Genomic DNA, 20,699 nt, shown 5'->3' on the forward strand with positions numbered 1-20,699 from the left:
AGAGTCTTTGGTACAAGAATCTGTATCGATTAGTAACTCAGAATCGCAATCAAAAGCAACTTCTGAATTAGCATCTAAGAGTGAGTCTGAAAAAGCATCACAATCTGTTTCGTTGAGTCAGTCGGTATCCTTATCTAATTTGGTATCCAAATCAGTTTCTGTGTCTCAATCGCAGTCAACATCGGCGGTTGGATCGGAGAAAGTGGTTTCTCAACTGATTTCCTTGTCGCAATCTATTTCGATGAGTCAATCTGAATCACTGGTTCAAGCCTCAGTTTCGGCAAGCCAATCAGAGTCCTTGGTACAAGAGTCGGTTTCAGCGAGTCAATCAGAGTCCTTGGTACAGGCCTCAGTATCTGCCAGTCAATCAGAGTCCTTGGTACAAGCCTCGGTTTCGTTAAGTGAATCAATTTCATTGGTTCAAGCATCCGTTTCAGCTAGTGAATCAGAGTCGTTGGTTCAGGAATCTGTATCTGCCAGTCAATCCGAGTCGTTGGTACAAGCGTCCGTTTCAGCGAGCCAATCAGACTCGCAGGTTCAAACCTCAGTTTCAGTGAGTCAATCAGAGTCCTTGATTCAAGCCTCAGTTTCGGCAAGTGAATCAAATTCATTGGTTCAAGCATCCGTTTCTGCAAGTCAATCAGACTCGTTGGTACAAGCGTCCGTTTCTGCAAGCCAGTCGGAGTCGTTGGTACAAGCATCAGTCTCAGCCAGTCAATCAGACTCGCTGGTTCAGGCATCTGTATCGTCTAGCAAATCCGAGTCTTTGGTTCAGACATCGGTTTCTGCAAGTCAATCAGAGTCGTTGGTTCAGGCATCTGTATCGGCCAGCCAATCAGAATCACTGGCACAAGAATCAGTTTCAGCTAGTCAGTCAGACTCGTTGGTGCAAGCGTCCGTTTCTGTTAGCCAGTCTGATTCGCTGGTCCAAGCCTCGGTTTCAGCTAGTCAATCAGAGTTATTGGTTCAGGCCTCTGTATCTGCCAGTCAATCAGAGTCATTGGTGCAAGCATCCGTTTCAGTGAGTCAATCACAATCTACTTCTGATGTCGAATCTAAGTCTCAAAATACAGAATCTATGTCCTTTTCTCGTTCTGATTCAATGAGTCAGTCGGAATCGCAAGTATCGACTGATTTGCAATCAACATCATTGAGTCAATCAGAATCGTTAGTGCGAGAGTCTGTTTCAGCTAGTGAATCCGACTCGTTGGTTCAGGCCTCGGTTTCGGTAAGTGAATCAAATTCATTGGTTCAAGAATCAGTTTCAGTGAGCCAGTCTAGTTCGCAGGTACAAGAGTCAGTCTCAGCGAGTCAGTCCGAGTCCTTGATTCAAACATCCGTTTCAGCGAGCCAATCCGACTCGTTGGTTCAGGCCTCAGTCTCCGCCAGTCAATCAGAATCGCAATCAAAAGTAGCTTCTGAATCAGCATCTAAGAGTGAGTCTGAAAAAGCCTCGAAATCTGTTTTGTTTAGTCAGTCGGTATCCTTATCTAATTTAGCGTCTAGATCTATTTCTATGTCTCAATCGCAGTCAACATCGGCGGTTGGATCGGAGGAAGTGGTTTCTCAACTGATTTCCTTGTCGCAATCTATTTCGATGAGCGAAAAGCTGTCTGAATCTGTTTCAATGAGTCAATCCGAATCCTTGGTTCAAGCTTCGATTTTGGCAAGTCAATCAGACTCACTGGTACAAGCGTCGATTTCAGCGAGCCAGTCGGAGTCACAAGTTCAAGAGTCGATTTCTTCAAGTCAATCAGATTCGTTAGTTCAAGCTTCTGCCTCAACAAGCGAATCAGCTTCAACTTCTGATGTCGTAGCTGCATCGCAGGTTTCAGAGTCTGGATCATTCTCTCGATCCGTTTCTGAGAGTCTATCTGCTTCACAATGGACATCCTATTCAGAATCTCTAGCGTCAACATCTGTTTCAAAATCTGACTCCTATAGCCAATCAGCTTCACTCCTTTCTTCAAGCGAATCGGCTTCAACGTCGATGCCAGTATCTGAATTTCCTTTGACGAGTGTTTCAGATTCTAGAAGCGCATCATCGACAGAGAGTCAATCCTTATCGCAGGAAATTTCTGAATGGATTAGTGTGTCTTATGCGTCAAGTTTCTCTGCTGTGACAAGTTCTTCGGAGTCTGTCGTGTCTTCGTTTGGCACCTCTTACTCAGAATCTCCATCAGACACAAGCTCGCTAACTGCAACGCATTCTTCCGGACCTGCTCTTCCAGAGACAGGTGCCCATCCTTCATCTAATATTCTTGCTACAGGAGCTTCCATTCTTCTGTCTGGATTAGCCCTTTTAGGAATCCGGAAAAAAGATAGCAAATAGATCAATAAAAGACCGGAATGAACCGGTCTTTTATTGATCTAGAATGTCTAAGAAGTTGTGAAATATGTTATAATGAATGAGGAAGTTTTCGTTGAAGAGTATGAAAAAAGTTGCTTTGTGAAAAGCCCAGTTTGCCTTCATATCTTCAGGAAATATGGGATAAAAAAAGAAGAGTCAGAGGAAAGAGATGAAAATCCATTTTACAAATTTATTCGGGCAGTCTTCTCAGAGCGTGGCCCTGATGGCCCAAAACGATATCATGAATGTCGTTCGCGAGCTTGGGGTCAATGAATTAGGGATCTACTTTTATGATCATAGCAATGAACCAGCTAGTGAATTGAACTCGCGAATGGATGGGATTTTAGCAGGCGTTGCTTTTGGGGATATCGTTTTCGTTCAATCGCCTTCTTGGAATGGGATTGAGTGGGACCGCCGTTTGGTTGATAAGTTAAAACTCCTTCAAACCAAGTTGGTCATGTTTATCCACGATGTCCCACCGCTTATGTTTGAGAGTAATTATTACCTGATGCCCAACTATATCGACATGTACAATCAGAGTGATCTGGTCGTTGTTCCGTCAGAGCAAATGTACCATCGTCTAGTATCAGAAGGACTCACAGTGAAAAAATATGTGGTCCAAAAGTTGTGGGATTTGACCCATAGTTTGGACCTCTATACTCCGCAATTTGAGAAAAAACTGATCTTCTCAGGAAATCCTTCACGTTTCCCACATATCATCGATTGGAAATATGAGACACCCCTTCATGTCTATACCGAACCGGTTGAAGGAGTCGATTATTCTAAGATCCATATGGAAGGCTGGCGAACCAAGCAAGAATTGCTTCTCGAGCTTTCCAAGGGTGGTTTTGGGCTTGTCTGGGGAAATTCTGAGAATCCTGAGGATGAGCGGGATTACTACAAAGAAAATATTTCCTACAAACTATCGACTTATCTATCTGCTGGTCTTCCAGTAGTAGTGCCAGACTATTTGTCAAATGCAGACTATATTCGAGACAAAGGGCTCGGCTTTGTAGCCTCCAGTCTTGAAGAAGCCAATCGTTTGGTCCAAGACTGTACAGAAGAAGAGTATGCTCAAATGGTCCGAAAGGCTCAATATACTTCTTATTTGATCCGCAATGGCTATTTTACAAAGAAATTATTTGTCGATACCATCATGGCTTTAGGAGAATAATATCCAAGTAAACAAGATTCTTCAGATAAACATCTGAAGGATTTTTTGTTGAATACAGTACCAAATGGGGAATTTGAAATATTATCAAATATTAGTGACAAATGAGTTTGGAAAAGTCGCAAATTATGGTAAAATAAGTTGAGATAAAATGCTCTAAAGGCACATATTAAAAGGCTATTCCCCAGGTGGAAGAGTCAAAATGAGTAAGAGAAAGTTTAAAAGAAATGTTAAAACGATCTGAAGTAGGAAAGAGATTTTGTTGGACGATATTTTTCGTCTTTATTTATGTTTTGGGAAGTAAAATTTCCTTGCCTTTTGTTGACTTATCAAAGGCCTTGAGACTCAATGAGGGAACGACAACGGGCTTGCAGCTCTCAAGCGCTGTGATGGGGGGAAACCTCCGCGGAATGTCGATCTTTTCGATCGGTCTATCCCCATGGATGTCTTCCATGATTTTGTGGCGGATGTTTACCGTTTCAAAACGATTTAACCTCGAAAAAACCAGCACGGAGATAGTGGAGCGACGAAAGATGTACGTGACCTTAGCGCTCGCCATCGTCCAGTCTTTGGCAGTGGCCATGTATCTCCCCTTGAAGACAGGGTTGAATCCCGGACTTGTCATTGCGGTCAATACCATGATTATGGTAGCCGGAGCCTTCTTTTTAGTTTGGCTCTCCGATCTAAATGCCGCTTTGGGGCTTGGAAGTTCTGTTGTGATCATGATGGCTGGGATGGTTATGTACCTGCCCGAAGACGTGATGCAGACCCTTTCAAATGTCAATAATATCCCAGAAATCGCTTATGTTCTGGGCGTGATTTTCATCTTGATTTTTGTCTATGTGGCAGTCTTGGTGGAATATTCTAAGTACCAGATTCCTGTCAATAAATTAGGGATCCACAACAACTTGAAAAGTTATACTTTTTTGGATATCAAGCTCAACCCAGCAGGAGGGATGCCCTTCATGTACGCCATGACCTTGGTGTCGATTCCTCAGTATGCCATGCTTTTGATCTTGTCTATGGATTCCAATGCCAAGTGGGCTGCTCATTTGGCCAAACACTTGGTGATGGGAGATCCGATTTGGATCCTTCTTTACATTCTGATGATCGCCCTTCTCTCTTTTGCTTTTGCCTTTGTCAATGTGAACGGAGAAGAAATTGCAGATAAGATGATGAAGGCGTCCGAGTATATCGATCATGTCTATCCTGGAGCAGATACACGTCGCTATATCAATAAAATTGTGCTACGCTTGACGGTTTTTGGGACCTTGTATCTGATCCTCTTCACCGCGCTTCCTTTTTCTCTCTTGTTATGGGATAAAGATCTCTTGCGCTTGACCATGATTCCAGGAACCTTCCTCATGTTTGTCGGGATGATTTACAATATCCGAGAAGAAATTCGTGCCCTTCGAGTGAATCAACGTTATACAAGAATATTCTAGGAGTAACCATGTATTATTTTGTACCAGCCTGGTATGGAACGGACCGCATCTGGCAGCAAACAGCTACCCCTTGGTACTGGATGCGAGAGTCCATTGAATTTGACGATACCATTAATCAAGTTCGTATTTTTCAAGAAGCAGAAATGGATCGGATCTTATTGTTGCCTCAATATAGTCCGCAACTGCGCTATTTTTTGCACCGCCAAGATTTGTTAGAGACAGATGTGCTCTCGATTTTTGATAAGATCCAACAGGTTCCGTCTGATTTGACTATGCGCCCAGTTCAGCTTCAGGACATCGAATGGCCGAGTGAGACCACTTTTTCCTATACTCCCTTTTTGGTGATGGCATTTCGAAAGGGCCACCACCTAGCAAAAATTGATATGGGGGTGGATGGGAACCTTCTCTCTTTGACCCGTTATAAGAATGACGAGATCAGCTACATCGAGTACATAGATGATCGTGGCTTTATCTCTAGTAGAATCTACTACAATGAGGGAAAACCTTATTTCCAAGAGTATCTGAGTTTTGATGGGCAATGGGTTTTGAGAGAGATGTTGATAGAAGAGAACCACTCCGTCATGGTCAATGAAGCTTTCTTTCATGCCTTCAAAAAAGAAAGCTATGCCAATATGGGAGAAGTTGTCGCTGAAAAAATGAAGGAGCAGCTAGCAACCTTGGTTCCAGGACGAGACCAGTTGGTTTTGGCAGCTCATCCAGCAAATTTGGCCTTTTTACAAGATACAGCAAGTAGCGTCAAAAAAGTCTTGTCTTTCTATGGGGATCGTCAGCCCTTGTCTGCCGAAAACTTTGCCCTCTATTTTGATATGATTGATGCCCAGCTCTTGATTACAGATAGTGAAAAAACCAAAGAAGCGATTGGGAGCTTTTCCCCTAGCCTGGCTCAAAAGACACACCGGATTACCTCTTTTGACTCCCGCCTTCGTTTGGGCTCTAGTCAGGAACGCAAGGAATCGAAGATTTACTTTTATGTCAACGAAGCCGAGCTCCCAAGTAAGAGCCAGCTCAAGAAGGTTCTGGAGGTCTTGGAGCAACATCCTTTATTTGAAGTTGTTTTTGCATTTTACAATGGCTCGCCGGAGCGTGTTAAGGAATTAGAAGGGCAACTCGAGGAATTGATCGCTAGCGAGCAGGACTTGCATCTGGTTCAATCACCAGCCCAAATGGAAGGGCTTGGGGAAAACCAGATTATCGATGAAGAGTCCGTACAAGACGCACCGGACTATCGCTTTGTAGTTAAGAATTTTTCAAATGAAAATGACATTATTCAAGAGTTGGAAAAAACCCGCTTGATCGTAGATTTAAGCGAGGAACCCAACCTCTACACGCAGATTGCAGGGATCTCTGCTGGGATTCCTCAGGTCAACCGCGTCCAGACAGAATATGTCGATCATTTGAAAAACGGCTATGTCTTATCAAAGGAAGACAAGGAATTAGAAAAGGCAATCACGCACTTCTTATTGGAATTGAAGCCCTGGAATGAGGCCTTGGTCTATTCAATCGAAAAAATTCAAGAATACACCGGTCAACGCTTGATCGAGAAATGGGAAGGATGGATGAAAGAACGTCATGGATAAAAAACTACAGATACCCCATATTCTCCAAATCGGCTCAAGTAGCTGGCAGGATCAAATGGAACTTCCTGCTGGACTTGGCTGGCACTTTTTTCAAGCCACCGCTCTTCCATCGCTCAAAGACTATATGGAAGAAGAGGAAATCTCTAAATTTAAAGCCTTGATTCTAGAAAAGCCAGAAGATTTGTTGGCTTTAGGAGAAGACCTGACTTATTTTCAACCTTATACCGTTTTTTATGACGAAAGCCGTAAGCTAGAGGCGCCTTCTGCAGAATTGGCCCACCTCTTAAGGCTTAAACAAGCGAGACCCTGGGATTTCTCAAACAAGCATCAATTTCTCTATGTTTTAGACCGCTTTTTATACGACAATCAATATGGGGATGCCTTTACGGTTCGTGACCTGCGAGTGAGACCTGACTTTGCTGGTCAGCAAACAGTCTTGGGGCAACATTTCCTCAAACTTGACGGAGCATACGGGGAAGAGTTTACGCCGATTGCTCAGTGGGTTTACAATTATGTGTATGACGCTAGCCGCCCCATCAATTTTTGGTTGGAATACGAAAAAGATCCTAGCTGCCAGCTACAATTGCGGATCCAATTTTACCGCTTTGGTGCTCTGGGAGAGTGGGTCAAAGATGCAGTCTTTTCAGAAGAAGAGATGCAAGCGCCCTTAGAATTGGATGGAGCAGAACCTTATTATCTAGCTTTTTCGCTGGAGGCAAAAGGAGAGGGGACGCTTACGATCGGAGCCTTACATAAGCGCTTGTCACATGGTCCTTTAGGAGAGATGACAGTAGGAGCTAAGACGCTACGGGACCACAAACGTCAAGAAATTTTTGCTTATTTCCATCCTGGCGATATGAAGCCCCCTTTAAACATTTACTTTTCTGGGTATCGTCCAGCCGAAGGATTTGAAGGGTTTGGGATGATGCGTGCTATGGGTAGTCCCTTTATTCTCTTTTCTGACCCAAGACTGGAAGGTGGATCCTTTTATATGGGCTCAGAAGAATTAGAAAATCAAATCACAGCCTTTATTGATCAGCACTTGGACTTGCTCGGCTTTGAGCCCAAAGATATGAATTTCTCAGGCTTGTCCATGGGGACCTTTGGTGCCCTTTACTATGGTGCTCTTTATTCTCCTCATGCGATCTTGGTTGGAAAACCCATTGTCAACCTGGGGGATGTCGCTGCCAATCTGAAATTTAAACGTCCAGATGAGTTTGGAACGTCTCTAGACATGATGCAGTTGATCATCGGCCAAGTATCACAAGAAGGGATCGGTCAGCTCAATCAACGTTTCTGGGACCGGTTTGAAAAAGCGGACTTTAAGGATACCATTCTAGCCCTTGCCTATATGCGGGATGATGACTACGACCAGCAGGCCTATCCAGATATTTTAGAAGCCTTGTATGAATTACCGGTTCGTATTATCAGTACCAGCCGCGCTGGTCGACACAATGATGCGAGTGGTCCGATCATTGAGTGGTTTGTGACCCAGTACAAAGAAATCATGGAAAGAGACTTTGGAAGAAACCAATGATAAAAATAAAAGAAAATGAAAGCAGACGAATCTACTGGGGCGATACTGTTCTTGCAGATTATCTTTGGGGGTCAACTATTCAAGCAACTGCCAAAGGAAGCGTTCAATTTCAGAACCCCCTCATGCCATCTGGTCAAGTACTGAAAACCTGGCATTCGCAGACAAATTTTGGGGCAACTCGTCAAATTCCTATTCTGCCCCTGCTCAAACGAGAGCAAGATTATGAATTGGTTATCACGATGGAAGCGACTCCCACTCATACCGTTATGGTAGAAATTATCTTTAGAGATCGCTTTGGAGAGCTTGTTGGCCGTCGAGTAACCGCAGAAGGTCGCTTGCAGTTCACCTATCCAGATCAAGCTTACGCCTACGAAGTACGCTTGCTCAGTGCAGGTTTGCAAGAGTTTACCTTCCACTATTTCACTATTTACCCAATATCGTCTGAGGGAGCAGAAGTTCTCGAATAGACGAACATCACTGCAAAAAAGAGGATCACATTGGATTACGTTAAATTAAGAAACATCAAAAAAATCTTAAAAGAAGTCAATAGCTGGAAGGATGACATGGCCCGTTTGACGGATCGTCAGCTGCAGGAGAAGACTGCAGAATTTCGGGAACGTCTAGCAGAGGGTGAGACCTTGGATGATCTCTTGCCAGAAGCATTTGCGGTTGCGCGGGAAGCCGATAAACGGGTCTTAGGTATGTTTCCTTATGACGTGCAAGTCATGGGAGGGATTGTTCTGCATCAGGGAAATGTCGCTGAAATGAATACCGGTGAAGGAAAAACCTTAACAGCGACCATGCCGGTTTATCTCAATGCCTTAGAAGGCAAAGGGGTCATGGTCATTACGACCAATACCTATCTGGCAACCCGGGATGCAGAAGAGATGGGACAGGTCTATCGCTTTTTAGGTTTGACCGTCGGCGTTCCTTTGAAACAGTCAGAGGACGAAGAATTAGATCCAGAAGTAAAACGCGAAATTTACCAATCAGACGTCATCTATACGACCAATACCAGTCTGGGCTTTGACTATCTAACAGAGAACTTGACGGCTTCAGCAGATGGCCAATTTTTGGCAGACTTCAATTACGCTATTGTCGATGAGATTGATTCGGTGCTTCTAGATAGTGCTCAGACCCCCTTGATTATTTCTGGTTCTCCTCGGGTTCAGTCCAACCTTTATGGGATTATTGACACCTTGATCCAAACCTTCAAAGAGGGGGAAGACTTCAAGTTTGACGAAGAAAAGAAACGGGTTTGGTTAACTCGAAAGGGAGCTCATGCAGCAGAAGCTTTTCTTGCCATTCCCAATCTCTATGATCCCCAATACCGTGATTTAGTCCGCCATATCAGCCTAGCCCTGCAGGCCAATAAAAACTTTATTAAGGATAAGGACTATGTCATCCATCCCAATGTCGAAGGACAACCGGAGATTGTCTTGCTAGACCAGGCAACAGGACGTTTGATGGAAATGACCCGCTTGCAAGGAGGACTCCACCAGGCGATTGAAGCCAAAGAAGGTCTCAAACTCACCCAAGAAACACGGGCTATGGCTTCTATTACTTATCAAAACCTCTTTAAGATGTTTCGGAAGTTGGGAGGCATGACGGGGACTGGGAAGGTCGCTGAGGCAGAGTTTCTTGATACCTATGCCATGTCAGTGATCAAGATCCCAACCAATCGCAAGAAGATCCGCAAGGATTTGCCGGATGAAATCTATCAGACCTTGCCGGAAAAAATCGTGGCTTCCTTGGATTATGTGAAGAAGGTCCACGAAAAGGGCAATCCGATTCTGGTCTTTGCCGGATCGGTTGAAATGTCGATTCTTTATTCGAACCTTCTTTTGCGGGAAGGAATTCCACACAATCTTCTCAATGCCAACAATGCTCCCCGAGAGGCTCAGATCATTAAAGAATCAGGTCGAAAAGGAGCGGTGACAGTTGCGACCTCAATGGCCGGTCGGGGAACCGATATCAAGTTGGGACCAGGGGTCGCTGAGTTAGGTGGTTTAGTAGTTGTAGGGACTGAGCGGATGATGAACCAGCGGATTGACCTTCAAATTCGTGGGCGTTCAGGTCGTCAAGGAGATCCCGGTTTGACCAAGTTCTTTGTCTCTTTAGAAGACGATTTGATGAAAAACTGGGGGCCAGACTGGATCCAGGATACCTATCAAGACTATGATGTGGATGAGCGGATTGGTTCAGCCAAAGCTCTGACTAAGCGCAAGTATAGAAACTTGGTGGAACGAGCTCAAAATGCTAGTGAAAGTTCTGGTCAGGCTAGTCGTCGAATGACGCTAGAATTTGCGGAGAGTATGAACATTCAGCGTGCCATCGTCTACGAAGAGCGTGACCGCTTGATCAAACAAGAAGGACGCTTGAATGCTATCGTTGAAAAAGCGCTTCGTTCCGTCTTTTCAAGCGTAGTCCACAAAAAAGAATACAAGGAACCTGTAGCTTTTTATCGCTATATTTTAGACAATGTTAGCTACCAAGTGGATCCGGAAAAGGCCCACCAAACTTTCCGTAGCAAGAAAGCAAAAGAAAATTTCTTATGGGAGATCGCTAAAAGTGAGTTAGAGGCCAAGTATGAGGTCTTAGGCACGGATGAGGTGATCGCCCAATTCCAACGTATGGCCATCTTAAAAGCCATCGATGAAAACTGGGTAGAGCAGGTCGACTATCTGCAACAATTGCGGATGGCTCTCTCTGGTCAATACACCAGTCAGAAAAATCCTTTGGTGGAATTTTTCCAAGAAGCCTACCAATCCTTTGATCGAATGAAAGGGGCGGCCAAAGAACAAATGGTCCGCAATCTTTTACTGAGTCGAATAGAAATCAATAAAAAAGGGGAAATTGTCTTGCATTTCCCATAAAAGAGGACATTATGACAGTATACAATATCAACCTTGGAATCGGTTGGGCCAGCAGTGGTGTTGAGTACGCTCAGGCCTACCGGGCCCAGTTGTTACGCAATATCCATCAACCAGCTAAATTTGTTTTTATGGATATGATTCTAGCTGATAATATCCAGCATTTGACAGAAAATATCGGTTTTAAAAATGATGAAATTATCTGGCTCTACAGCCATTTTACAGATATTAAGATTGCACCAACCACCTATACCATTGACCAGGTCTTAGCAGGATTTGCCGGAAAACCGACCCGTGAAGAAGTCGATGGTAAGGTCAAGCGCTTCTTTTATGAGGACCAGGACAACTTTTTGACCTGCTACCTGCGCGCAGAAAACAGTCCCTATGTCGAACGCTGCGAGTACGTGTCTAGAGGGATTTTGGTGAGAAAGGATTATTTCTCCTATACCCGCTATTGTACCGAGTACTTCATTCCTAAGAACAACCAAGCCAACTTGATTGAGCGCCGATTTTATAATGAAGACGGGACGGTTGCCTACAGCATGCAGATGGCAGATGGCCGAGAGGTTTATCGTTTCCCAGATCGCTATCTGGTTGGTCGCCAAGAATTGATCCGCTACTTCATGCAAACTCTTCAATTGACCAAACAAGATCTGGTGATTTTGGATCGGGAAACCAACATCGGTCAGCCTATCTTTGAAGAAGCGCAAAAGGCCCGCCTGGGTGTGGTCGTCCATGCAGAGCACTTCAGTGCCAATAATGTCGACGATCAGTATATCCTGTGGAACAACTACTACGAGTACCAATTTACCAATGCAGACAAGGTGGACTTCTTTATTGTTGCGACCGACCGCCAAAAAGAAATCTTGGCCGAGCAGTTTGCCAAATACACCAACCATCAGCCGGCCATCTATACCATTCCAGTTGGTAGTCTTGCAAGCTTGCCGCAAAACGAAAACCGCACCCCATTTTCTATGATTACAGCTTCCCGGTTGGCGACTGAAAAGCACATTGACTGGTTGGTGCGTGCAGTGGTCCGGGCCAAAAAAGAATTACCAGAACTGTCTTTTGACATCTATGGAAAAGGTGGAGAAGAAGGCAAATTGCGTTCTCTGATTGATGAATTGGGGGCGGCAGACTATATCCATCTCAAAGGGCATGCCAATCTAGAGGAAATTTATAAGAATTATGAGGTTTACCTGTCAGCATCGACCAGTGAAGGCTTTGGGTTGACCTTGATGGAGGCGATTGGTTCTGGACTTCCGATTATCGGTTTTGATGTTCCTTATGGCAATCAAACCTTTGTCACAGAAGGTAAAAATGGCTATCTCATTCCACCTTCAGCAGATCAAGTGGTAGATCATATCGCTGCTGCCTTTGCTGAAAAAATCATCCAGCTTTACAAAAAAGACGATCTAGCCAGCATGCGTCAAGCATCTTATGCGCGTGCAGAAGACTTTTTGACCAGCCGAGTAGAAGAAGCTTGGGCACAATTGATAGAAGAGGTGACACATGCTGAACGTATTTGATAGCTATTCTCGTGAAAGCCAAGACTTGCTCCACTCCATGAAAGAGTCTGGCTTTGACCATCCGACAGTTGTTTTGGAACCAAACGGTTTCTTGCCCGATGGTGTTGAGTCTCCATTTATCTATTTCTTAGGACAACCAAAAGGGGAGAAGCGCGGACGCTACTTTAATGAAGTACCAGTGCCTGATTTCTGGGAAGTTTCTGGGGATAACAGTTCGGGAAAAGTCACCTACTATGGTCAAGAAAAGGCTCGGATTGCTTACCATACAGCTTCTTATAAACGCATCGTTGAGCGCCTGGAGTGGCTGGATGACAAGGGGCAAGTTGTCATGATTGAGCACTATGATCAATACGGTCGTAAGATAGCTGTGACAACCTGTGGTGATCAAGGCCAGCATTTGGTGACCACTTATTTTGAAGGTGACATCGAGCGCTTGACAGAGAATCACCAAACAGGGGATTTGATCTTGACCTTGGACCATCAGCCGATGCGAATTTTCAAGAATCGCTTAGAATATTTTGTCTTTTATCTAGAGCATCGTGGGTTTGATTTGGATGGCTTGGTCTACAATACCCTTGCCACCTCCTTTAGCATTAGTCTTCAGTTGGGCAATAAAGGGATCAAAGGACGCGACGTCTTGGTTTGGCAAGAACCTCTTCATGACAGCCTTCCAGGTAATATGCAGTTGATTCTAAATAGCCCAGAAATCCGGACCAAGAAGATCTTGATTCCACAAAATGCGACCTATCACCGTGCTCTCCAGTTGACCTCGCAAGACCAGCATAGCTATTTTGGTCCTCTTGGCTACTTGTATGATTTCAAGGTGAAAGACGATATCCGTAAAGACGCCTTTGTCTTGACCAATTCGGATCAGATTGAAGCTTTGACCTACCTAGTAGAGAATTTGCAAAATGTGACCTTCCGTGTAGCAGCTTTAACGGAAATGTCTGCGAGTCTCTTATCTATGGTTCGCTATCCAAATGTAGTCTTGTATCAAAACATCAGTCAAGAGCGGATCAAAGAGCTGCTTAAGGTCTCTAGTATTTACCTGGATATCAACCACTATGCAGAGGTACAAGGCATTGTCCGCAAGGCTTTCGAACACCAGCAAGTCATCCTTGCCTTTAGCCATACCCTGCATGACCGCCACTTCCTCGCACAAGCCAATATCTTTGACCAAGGAAAAGAAGCGGATATGGTGGCCCGTATCCAGGAAATCTACCAATCAGTTGATAGCTATCGAGAAGCAGTGGCACAACAAATTGCCCAATCAAGTAGCATCGAGCCAGCTGATTTCAAAGCTCGCTTGCAAGAAGGGATAGGTGGACACAGTGAGTGATCGTAAGAAAGATTTATTTTACAAAGAAGTAGAAGGCCGGATGGAGTCTCTTAAACGCCGTCCAGCCGAGAAAGAAAAGACGACGCGTTCTGAAAAAATCAATGTCATCTTTAATGTGGTCATTGGTTTGGTCATTTTGCTGGGAGTTATTTTTACCCTCTTGAGAGTGTTGGGAGGATCCTAATATGGAAATGGTATTTGCGATTGTCGTCGCGTTCCTATCGTTGGCGCTAGTAGTCCTCATTACTCTGCAACCGCGTCAACAACAGTCCTTGTCAACAGATGCAACCAGTAACTTAGGAAAACCAAGCTATTGGCGCTCCCACCGAGGGCTTAAGTTAGCGACCCTGGTTGTTAGTATCGTCTTTCTCTTATCCTTGTTTCTTTATATGATGGTCGTACAGGCCTAGTTTCTAATAGAATGGATAAAAGAAGTTGGTATTCTCCAACTTCTTTTTTGATGATGCTCCCTTCTCTTTTATGGTATACTGAAAACGATAAAATGATTGGAGTTTCCGATGAAAAAGATTCCCTTAGTATTTTCAGGTTGTCTGTTAGGACTAGTTGGCGCTGGAAACCTTCTCGCAGACTCGCTACCCTTCCTTGCCCATGCCTTTAGTCTGACAGGTTTGTTCTTCTGGTTTTTCTTTTTAGTCTATCATGCAATTCGCTGGCAAGAAACCAAGAGAGAACTCCAACAGCCAGCCCTGTTATCTGGGATGGCGACCTTTCCCATGGCAGGGATGATTCTATCCACTTATCTTTTTCGCCTCTTTCCCGCCTTTGGAGGTCTATCTCAGTTGGTTTGGTGGTCAGCCTTTCTCTTGGATCTTTGCTTGATTCTTTATTTCACCAAGACCCATGTCATGGCGCGACCAAGGGCCAAGGCTACTCCGAGTTGGACGGTTCTCTATGTGGGTATTGCAGTGGCAGCCTTGACCTATCCGGTGGTAGGAGTGATGGAGCTAGCCTATCTTACCCTGGGGTTTGGCTTTATTTTGACCTTGTGTCTGTACCCGCTTATCTATCAGGATTTGAAAAGCAATCCCTTACCGAGCCACTTATTGGGACAAGAAGGTATCTATTGTGCTCCCTTTTCTCTTCTTTTAGCTGCCCTGGTTCGGGTGGAGGGAGGGGGACTTCCCTCTTGGATCTTACTGATCATGGTGGTGGTCTCGCAAGCTTTTTATTTCTTTGTTTTGACGCGCCTCCCAAGAATGATGAAAGAAGGCTTTCAACCTGCTTTTTCAGCCTTGACCTTTCCAACCGTTATCACAGCGACCTCTCTGAAAATGGCTCAAGGTCTGCTACAGATTCCTTTTTTGACAGGTCTCGTATGGATGGAAACTCTTCTATGTCTCTTGATTTTAGTCGCTGTATTGGGGGGATATGTGGTTTATCTTAGAGACTAGGACGGCATCCTTTTTCGTTGAAACCTTGTTATGATTATGGTAAGATGCACTATACGATCTGTCATGCTCTAGGAAAGGTATCTATGAAATTTATTAAAGAAAAGCTCTCTCTGCTTTACCCCCTCTTTCTCCTCTTGTTTTATTTTTATATCCGGCCCCAATTTCGTCCCTTGGCCCAATATGTCTCTAATAGCTTAGCGAGCGCAAATAGTTATTATTGGACCTTATTTGGCTTGGAGACCATCTATGCAGTCTTTACAGGATTTTTGGTCTACCGTTTTTCCAAGAAGTCCAAGTTTTCATGGGGGAAGAACTCGCTTCAATCCTTGCTGGAAGCTATCTTTGCGGCTTGTTTGGTCTATTGGTTGGACTACTTTATCAGTGGTTTTGTTCAGGGGCGTGCAGCCGTTTTGAGTCTCTTTCCTCGAGAAATCAGCCCGACAGGGGTGGTCATCCTAGTGGTCGCGATGGTCGTTATCCGGCCTGTGACAGAAGAGCTGATCTTTCGTGGGGCCTTGGTAAATGCCTATTTTAAAGGTTGGCCCATCTATGCAGAGATTTGGCTCCCTGCCCTCATCTACAGTGGGCTACATTTTGTCCATCATCCTTTTTCGCTAGGAGCTTTTATTATTTATCTCTTACCGAGTTTGATTTTTGGGACTCTTTATTATCGGAGCAAGGCGCTTCTTTCTCCGATTTTAGGCCATATCTTGCTCAACCTCTATTATACCTTGCCATTGCTTTTATCCGTATTCCAGTAGCAACCGATTTCCTAAGGGAGATTGGTTTTTTTTGAAAATGTGGTATAATAGAATAAATTTAATAGAGGGAGTGGAGGTTTGAAAAAAAGCTACCGCGTCAAACGTGACAAAGATTTTAATGCTATTTTTAAAAGTGGTCAAAATGTTGCCAATCGGAAATTCGTTATTTACCGTCTGAGCAAAGACCAACCGCATTTTCGAGTCGGCCTGTCTGTTAGTAAGAAACTAGGAAATGCTGTGACTAGAAATCGCATCAAACGTTTGATTCGCCATGTTTTAATCAAACACCAAGCCTGCCTTACGACCGATGATTTTGTCGTCATTGCTCGTAAAGGAGTGGAGGAGCTCGACTTCCATCAAGTAGAGAAAAATCTTGTACATGTCTTAAAATTAGCGCATGTCTACCAAGAAAGGGAATAATGTGAAAAAGAAACTGAAGTTAACTGGATTATTAGGAGCGGCCTTAATGGTCTTGACAGCTTGTGGGACCTCTCAAGTGACAGCCGAATCGACAGGTGGTTGGGAACGCTTCGTCTACTTCTTTGCAGAAGCCATCCGCTTCTTGTCGTTTGGTGGCAGTATCGGTGTTGGGATTATTGTCTTTACCATTGTCATCCGGACGGTCCTCTTGCCTCTCTTCCAGTATCAAATGAATTCAACCCGTAAGATGCAGGAAATTCAACCCTTACTCAAGGAATTGCAAGCCAAGTATCCTGGCAAGGATCTAGATAGTCGGACCAAGCTTTCTGAAGAGATGCGGGCCCTTTACAAGGAAAAAGGTGTCAAAACATCTTCAGCCTTCCTTCCTCTCTTGATCCAGATGCCGGTCTTGATGGCCCTATTCCAAGCGCTGAGCCGTGTGGAATTCCTTAAAGTCGGTCACTTCCTTTGGTTGGACCTTGGAGCGATTGACCCGACTTATATCTTGCCTCTTCTTGCTGCCCTCTTCACATTTTTCAGCAGTTGGTTGACCAATAAAGCCCTGCCAGAGCGTAACGGGAGTGCGACAACCATGATGTATGTGATGCCTGTGATGATTTTCTTCTTCGCCTTGTTCTCAGCCAGCGGGGTTGCTCTATACTGGGTGACTTCAAATGCTTACCAAGTCGGACAAACCTATCTCTTGAACAACCCATTCAAGATTATCGCAGAGCGTGAAGCAAAAGAGCAAGCTACTCGAGAAATAGAAAAACAAAAACGTCGTGCCTTAAAGAAAGCACAGAAAAAAAGAAAATAAGAAAGAGGTGGACATATGGTCCTATATACCGGTGCAACTGTAGAAGAAGCTATCCAAAATGGCTTGAACGAATTAGATATTCCCCGTATGAAGGCACATATTACGGTTGTGGCTCGTGAGAAGAAAGGTTTTCTTGGCTTATTTGGTAAAAAACCAGCCCAAGTAGAGATTGAACCGATTGCAGAAACAACAGTTGTCAAAGCCAATCAACAAGCTGTAAAGGGTGTACCAGAAGAAATTAACGCGCAGAACGAACCGGTTAAGACCGTAAGTGAAGCAACAGTTGATTTAGGACGTGTCGTTGCAGCGATCAAAAAGGTCGAAGAAGAAGGAGAAGTTGTCTCTGAAGAAATCAAGACAGAAATCCTCAAACATGACAAAGAAGCAGACACCGTTCTGGAAGAAAAAGGGCATGAACATATTCTTGAGAAGGTTAAAGAACCAGTCGCAAAAGAAGCAAACGAGTCTGATTTCTCAAATCTTGGTATTGAAGTAGAAGAAAACTACGACATCGAAGAAGTTGTCACAGATGTAACTGCTTATGTTCAAACTGTTGTTGATGAGATGGATGTCGATGCAACGCTTTCAAGTAGCCATAACCGTCGTACGGTCAATATGCAGATCGATACCAATGAGCCAGGGCGCGTGATTGGTTACCATGGTAAAGTCTTGAAAGCTCTTCAACTCTTGGCACAAAACTATCTCTATAACCGCTACTCAAAGAATTTTTACATTACCATTAATGTCAATGACTATGTAGAGCATCGTGCAGAAGTTCTCCAAAGCTATGCTCAGAAGTTAGCAACACGGGCCCTCGAGGATGGCCAAGCCCAACAGACCGATCCAATGTCCAATAGTGAACGTAAAATCATTCACCGAATTGTCTCCAAGATGGAAGGGGTCACTAGCTATTCTGAAGGGGAAGAACCAAACCGCTATGTAGTTGTGGACATCGAAGGATAATCTAGCTATTATTGCCCATGAGAGAGGGACGGGATAGAACCGCTCTCTCTTTTTGTTAGGAGTAGAAAGGAAACAGATGGCATTTGCAGCGATTCGAGAATTTTTAAAGCTTCAAGGAATCAAATACCAGTCACCAGAAAAGGCAGGAGTGTTAGCCCAAGAGATGGAACAGTACCGCGCAATTGGGCAGGCGGCTCGTAAGAAATTTACGGATTTAGTCTCAGCCTTTCAAAAACGGTATTCTTACTTAGAGCAGGAGCGAACCAGCCAGTGGATGAACCAGGGCCAGGTCCTAAGGCCTCATTTTTGGGCCTATTTAAAAGGAGAAGGGACTCTGGCAGAGCCCATGTATGCCTTGAGGCTCTATGGAGATGCAGCTGATTTTGGTGTTTCCTTAGAGGTGAGCTTTATCGAGCGAAAAAAAGATGAGCAGAGCCTTCAAAAGCAACACAAGGTTCTCACCCTTCCCATTTCTCAGCCAGTCTATTATCTTGCTCAAGAAGATGGAGAGAGTCGAAGGATCGAGGGAACAGAAAAGAATCGCCATGATCTGTTACAAGCAGTAGCAGATGGGGTGGTTCGTAAGGTCCTTGTCAAATACGATGTTTCTCTAGTCGCGGAAGATTCTCCTGAGAATATCCTGGATCAGTTGCAAGAGGCGCTGGTGGCTCTGGAACCCTATTACTTGGCAACCCGTCAGGTGTAGAAAGGTGTTCTCCGACCTGTATTTGCAACAATTTTGCCATAGCTATTGACAAACAGGCGTGAATCAGATAGAATAGTAAAGTATGTTTAGTAACTGATCACAACTAGCCGGCTAAACGAATACAAAATCTATGAGGAGGTATTCATCGTGAAACGTACTTATCAACCAAGTAAACTTCGTCGTGCGCGCAAACATGGTTTCCGTCACCGTATGGCAACTAAAAATGGTCGTCGCGTATTGGCAGCTCGTCGTCGTAAAGGACGCAAAGTTTTGGCTGCCTAATTCAGATAAAAAGCTAAAAACCAGTAGAAACTCGAGACTACTGGTTTTTGTTTTATCCAAAAGTGAATTTAGAGGCGCTTTCTGCTATAATAGAAAGAAGAAAAACTCGGAAGAAAAGGAAGATCATGCAGATTTTTGATACCCACACCCATCTCAATGTGGAAGAATTCGCAGGAAAAGAACAAGAAGAGCTCGACTTGGCCAAGGAAATGGGTGTTGTAGCCCACAATATCGTTGGTTTTGACAAACCGACGATTGAGCGAGGAATAGCCTTGACAGACCAGCACCCAGAGCTATATCTCACGCTTGGTTGGCACCCCACTGAGGCGGGCGATTATAGTCCTGAAGTGGAGGCCTATTTACTTGAACAATTGAAACATCCCAAGGTCGTTGCACTCGGAGAAATCGGTCTGGATTACCACTGGATGACAGCACCAAAAGATGTCCAAGAAAAGGTTTTTCGTCGTCAGATTCAATTGTCTAAAGACTTGGACCTCCCCTTTGTGGTGCATACACGTGATGCTTTAGAAGATACTTATGCCATCATCAAGAGTGAAGGAGTCGGTCCTCGCGGTGGGATCATGCATTCTTTCTCAGGAAGTTTAGAAGAAGCTAAACGCTTCATGGATTTGGGAATGATGATCTCCTTTTCTGGAGTGGTGACCTTTAAGAAAGCCACAGATGTCCAAGAAGCGGCAGCTGGCCTTCCGTTAGACAAGATCTTGGTTGAAACAGATGCCCCTTACCTAGCACCAGTTCCCAAACGTGGTCGGGAAAATAAAACAGCCTACACTCGTTATGTGGTAGATTTTATTGCAGAACTACGTGGCTTAACAACAGAAGAAGTGGCTCAGGCAACCTATGACAATGCAAGAAAGGTATTTGGCCTTGACTGAGAAAAGAAAAATACCAGAAGTGATTGTAGTGGAGGGCAAGGACGACACAGCTAATCTCCGTCGTTTTTATGAGGTGGATACCTATGAAACGCGAGGCTCTGCGATCGATCAAGATGACTTGGAACGAATTGCTACCTTGCAAGAGTTGCGTGGGGTCATTGTCTTTACCGATCCAGATTATAATGGCGAGCGCATTCGCAAGATCATTATGCAAGAGGTGCCCCAGGCCAAACATGCCTTTTTAAATCGTGGTGAAGCAGTCCCCAAATCCAAGACCAAGGGGCGTTCCTTAGGAGTGGAGCATGCCAGTTTTGAAGACTTAGAAAAAGCCCTAGCTGGATTGGTCGGGTCTTACGAAGATGAGAATTTCTTTGATATCACAAAGATCGACTTGATGCGTCTTGGACTGTTGATGGGAAGCGATAGTCGCAAACGACGGGAATATCTAGGCGAAGCCTTGCGCATCGGCTACTGCAATGGCAAGCAATTGATCAAACGCTTGGAGTTGTTTGGAATTTGTTTAGCACAAGTCGAAGAGGCGATGGCTAGTTATTAAGACGGAAGTAGAGGGGATCCTTTACCCCTAAACTGATTAGAAAA

At 44.4% G+C, this 20,699-nt stretch carries 20 protein-coding genes; all 20 read left to right on the plus strand.

Annotated elements, in window-relative coordinates; all coding sequences use genetic code 11:
• On the plus strand, positions 1-2,332 hold a 2,332-nt coding region (locus ADI76_RS03490), incomplete at its 5' end, for an LPXTG cell wall anchor domain-containing protein (protein ID WP_049514784.1).
• Positions 2,333-2,519: 187 nt separating this feature from the next.
• The gene (locus tag ADI76_RS03495) at positions 2,520-3,524 is read left to right on the plus strand and encodes a sugar transferase (protein ID WP_049514785.1); all 1,005 of its coding nucleotides are present in this window, start codon (positions 2,520-2,522) and stop codon (positions 3,522-3,524) included.
• Positions 3,525-3,748: 224 nt separating this feature from the next.
• Positions 3,749-4,966: an accessory Sec system protein translocase subunit SecY2 gene (secY2, locus tag ADI76_RS03500; RefSeq protein ID WP_049514786.1), complete on the plus strand. Its 1,218-nt coding sequence runs from the start codon at positions 3,749-3,751 to the stop codon at positions 4,964-4,966.
• A gap of 8 nt (positions 4,967-4,974) precedes the next feature.
• Entirely contained in the window at positions 4,975-6,564 is a 1,590-nt protein-coding gene (asp1, locus tag ADI76_RS03505; protein ID WP_049514787.1) for an accessory Sec system protein Asp1, read from the plus strand.
• The gene (asp2, locus tag ADI76_RS03510; RefSeq protein ID WP_049514788.1) at positions 6,557-8,101 is read left to right on the plus strand and encodes an accessory Sec system protein Asp2; all 1,545 of its coding nucleotides are present in this window, start codon (positions 6,557-6,559) and stop codon (positions 8,099-8,101) included. The genes asp1 and asp2 overlap by 8 nt, the downstream gene beginning before the upstream one ends.
• Entirely contained in the window at positions 8,098-8,568 is a 471-nt protein-coding gene (gene asp3, locus ADI76_RS03515) for an accessory Sec system protein Asp3 (RefSeq protein WP_049514789.1), read from the plus strand. Before asp2 ends, asp3 begins: the two co-directional genes overlap by 4 nt.
• Before the next feature lie 24 nt (positions 8,569-8,592).
• Positions 8,593-10,977: an accessory Sec system translocase SecA2 gene (secA2, locus tag ADI76_RS03520; protein ID WP_193390722.1), complete on the plus strand. Its 2,385-nt coding sequence runs from the start codon at positions 8,593-8,595 to the stop codon at positions 10,975-10,977.
• Between the two features lie 11 nt (positions 10,978-10,988).
• The gene (gene gtfA / locus ADI76_RS03525) at positions 10,989-12,503 is read left to right on the plus strand and encodes an accessory Sec system glycosyltransferase GtfA (protein WP_049514791.1); all 1,515 of its coding nucleotides are present in this window, start codon (positions 10,989-10,991) and stop codon (positions 12,501-12,503) included.
• The gene (gene gtfB / locus ADI76_RS03530) at positions 12,487-13,842 is read left to right on the plus strand and encodes an accessory Sec system glycosylation chaperone GtfB (protein WP_049514792.1); all 1,356 of its coding nucleotides are present in this window, start codon (positions 12,487-12,489) and stop codon (positions 13,840-13,842) included. The genes gtfA and gtfB overlap by 17 nt, the downstream gene beginning before the upstream one ends.
• Complete coding sequence (gene asp4 / locus ADI76_RS03535; protein WP_037613955.1) at positions 13,835-14,026, plus strand: accessory Sec system protein Asp4; 192 nt, start codon at positions 13,835-13,837, stop codon at positions 14,024-14,026. The genes gtfB and asp4 overlap by 8 nt, the downstream gene beginning before the upstream one ends.
• A 1-nt stretch (position 14,027) precedes the next feature.
• On the plus strand, positions 14,028-14,252 hold the full coding sequence (asp5, locus tag ADI76_RS03540) for an accessory Sec system protein Asp5 (RefSeq protein WP_009731765.1): 225 nt from the start codon (positions 14,028-14,030) through the stop codon (positions 14,250-14,252).
• A 108-nt stretch (positions 14,253-14,360) separates the two neighbouring features.
• The gene (locus tag ADI76_RS03545; protein ID WP_049514793.1) at positions 14,361-15,254 is read left to right on the plus strand and encodes a TDT family transporter; all 894 of its coding nucleotides are present in this window, start codon (positions 14,361-14,363) and stop codon (positions 15,252-15,254) included.
• Positions 15,255-15,337: 83 nt separating this feature from the next.
• A complete protein-coding gene (locus tag ADI76_RS03550; protein WP_049514794.1) occupies positions 15,338-16,015 on the plus strand; it encodes a CPBP family intramembrane glutamic endopeptidase in 678 nt (225 codons plus the stop codon).
• Between the two features lie 78 nt (positions 16,016-16,093).
• Positions 16,094-16,435, plus strand: coding sequence for a ribonuclease P protein component (gene rnpA, locus ADI76_RS03555; RefSeq protein WP_009731762.1), 342 nt, complete (start codon positions 16,094-16,096; stop codon positions 16,433-16,435).
• A gap of 1 nt (position 16,436) precedes the next feature.
• Entirely contained in the window at positions 16,437-17,252 is an 816-nt protein-coding gene (locus ADI76_RS03560; protein ID WP_037613952.1) for a YidC/Oxa1 family membrane protein insertase, read from the plus strand.
• A 15-nt stretch (positions 17,253-17,267) separates the two neighbouring features.
• Positions 17,268-18,215 (plus strand): RNA-binding cell elongation regulator Jag/EloR, encoded by a 948-nt coding sequence (gene jag, locus ADI76_RS03565; protein ID WP_009731760.1) that lies wholly within the window; start codon positions 17,268-17,270, stop codon positions 18,213-18,215.
• Between the two features lie 76 nt (positions 18,216-18,291).
• Positions 18,292-18,921: a hypothetical protein gene (locus ADI76_RS03570; protein WP_049514795.1), complete on the plus strand. Its 630-nt coding sequence runs from the start codon at positions 18,292-18,294 to the stop codon at positions 18,919-18,921.
• A gap of 147 nt (positions 18,922-19,068) precedes the next feature.
• A complete protein-coding gene (gene rpmH / locus ADI76_RS03575) occupies positions 19,069-19,203 on the plus strand; it encodes a 50S ribosomal protein L34 (RefSeq protein WP_003003086.1) in 135 nt (44 codons plus the stop codon).
• A 125-nt stretch (positions 19,204-19,328) separates the two neighbouring features.
• Positions 19,329-20,099: a TatD family hydrolase gene (locus ADI76_RS03580; protein ID WP_049514796.1), complete on the plus strand. Its 771-nt coding sequence runs from the start codon at positions 19,329-19,331 to the stop codon at positions 20,097-20,099.
• Positions 20,071-20,655: a ribonuclease M5 gene (gene rnmV / locus ADI76_RS03585; protein ID WP_193390721.1), complete on the plus strand. Its 585-nt coding sequence runs from the start codon at positions 20,071-20,073 to the stop codon at positions 20,653-20,655. The genes ADI76_RS03580 and rnmV overlap by 29 nt, the downstream gene beginning before the upstream one ends.
• Positions 20,656-20,699: the final 44 nt, after the last annotated feature.

The organism is Streptococcus parasanguinis, from assembly GCF_001074805.1.
In the GTDB taxonomy this organism is placed as follows: Bacteria; Bacillota; Bacilli; order Lactobacillales; family Streptococcaceae; genus Streptococcus; species Streptococcus parasanguinis_A.

Excerpts from the sequence above, each read along its gene's own strand:
- ADI76_RS03580 (WP_049514796.1), top strand. The coding sequence starts at position 19,329 with ATGCAGATTTTTGATACCCACACCCATCTCAATGTGGAAGAATTCGCA.
- asp1 (WP_049514787.1), top strand. The coding sequence starts at position 4,975 with ATGTATTATTTTGTACCAGCCTGGTATGGAACGGACCGCATCTGGCAG.
- secY2 (WP_049514786.1), top strand. The coding sequence starts at position 3,749 with ATGTTAAAACGATCTGAAGTAGGAAAGAGATTTTGTTGGACGATATTT.
- ADI76_RS03570 (WP_049514795.1), top strand. The coding sequence starts at position 18,292 with ATGGCATTTGCAGCGATTCGAGAATTTTTAAAGCTTCAAGGAATCAAA.
- asp5 (WP_009731765.1), top strand. The coding sequence starts at position 14,028 with ATGGAAATGGTATTTGCGATTGTCGTCGCGTTCCTATCGTTGGCGCTA.
- rnmV (WP_193390721.1), top strand. The coding sequence starts at position 20,071 with ATGCAAGAAAGGTATTTGGCCTTGACTGAGAAAAGAAAAATACCAGAA.
- gtfA (WP_049514791.1), top strand. The coding sequence starts at position 10,989 with ATGACAGTATACAATATCAACCTTGGAATCGGTTGGGCCAGCAGTGGT.
- asp3 (WP_049514789.1), top strand. The coding sequence starts at position 8,098 with ATGATAAAAATAAAAGAAAATGAAAGCAGACGAATCTACTGGGGCGAT.
- asp2 (WP_049514788.1), top strand. The coding sequence starts at position 6,557 with ATGGATAAAAAACTACAGATACCCCATATTCTCCAAATCGGCTCAAGT.
- ADI76_RS03550 (WP_049514794.1), top strand. The coding sequence starts at position 15,338 with ATGAAATTTATTAAAGAAAAGCTCTCTCTGCTTTACCCCCTCTTTCTC.
- gtfB (WP_049514792.1), top strand. The coding sequence starts at position 12,487 with ATGCTGAACGTATTTGATAGCTATTCTCGTGAAAGCCAAGACTTGCTC.
- jag (WP_009731760.1), top strand. The coding sequence starts at position 17,268 with ATGGTCCTATATACCGGTGCAACTGTAGAAGAAGCTATCCAAAATGGC.
- ADI76_RS03495 (WP_049514785.1), top strand. The coding sequence starts at position 2,520 with ATGAAAATCCATTTTACAAATTTATTCGGGCAGTCTTCTCAGAGCGTG.
- ADI76_RS03545 (WP_049514793.1), top strand. The coding sequence starts at position 14,361 with ATGAAAAAGATTCCCTTAGTATTTTCAGGTTGTCTGTTAGGACTAGTT.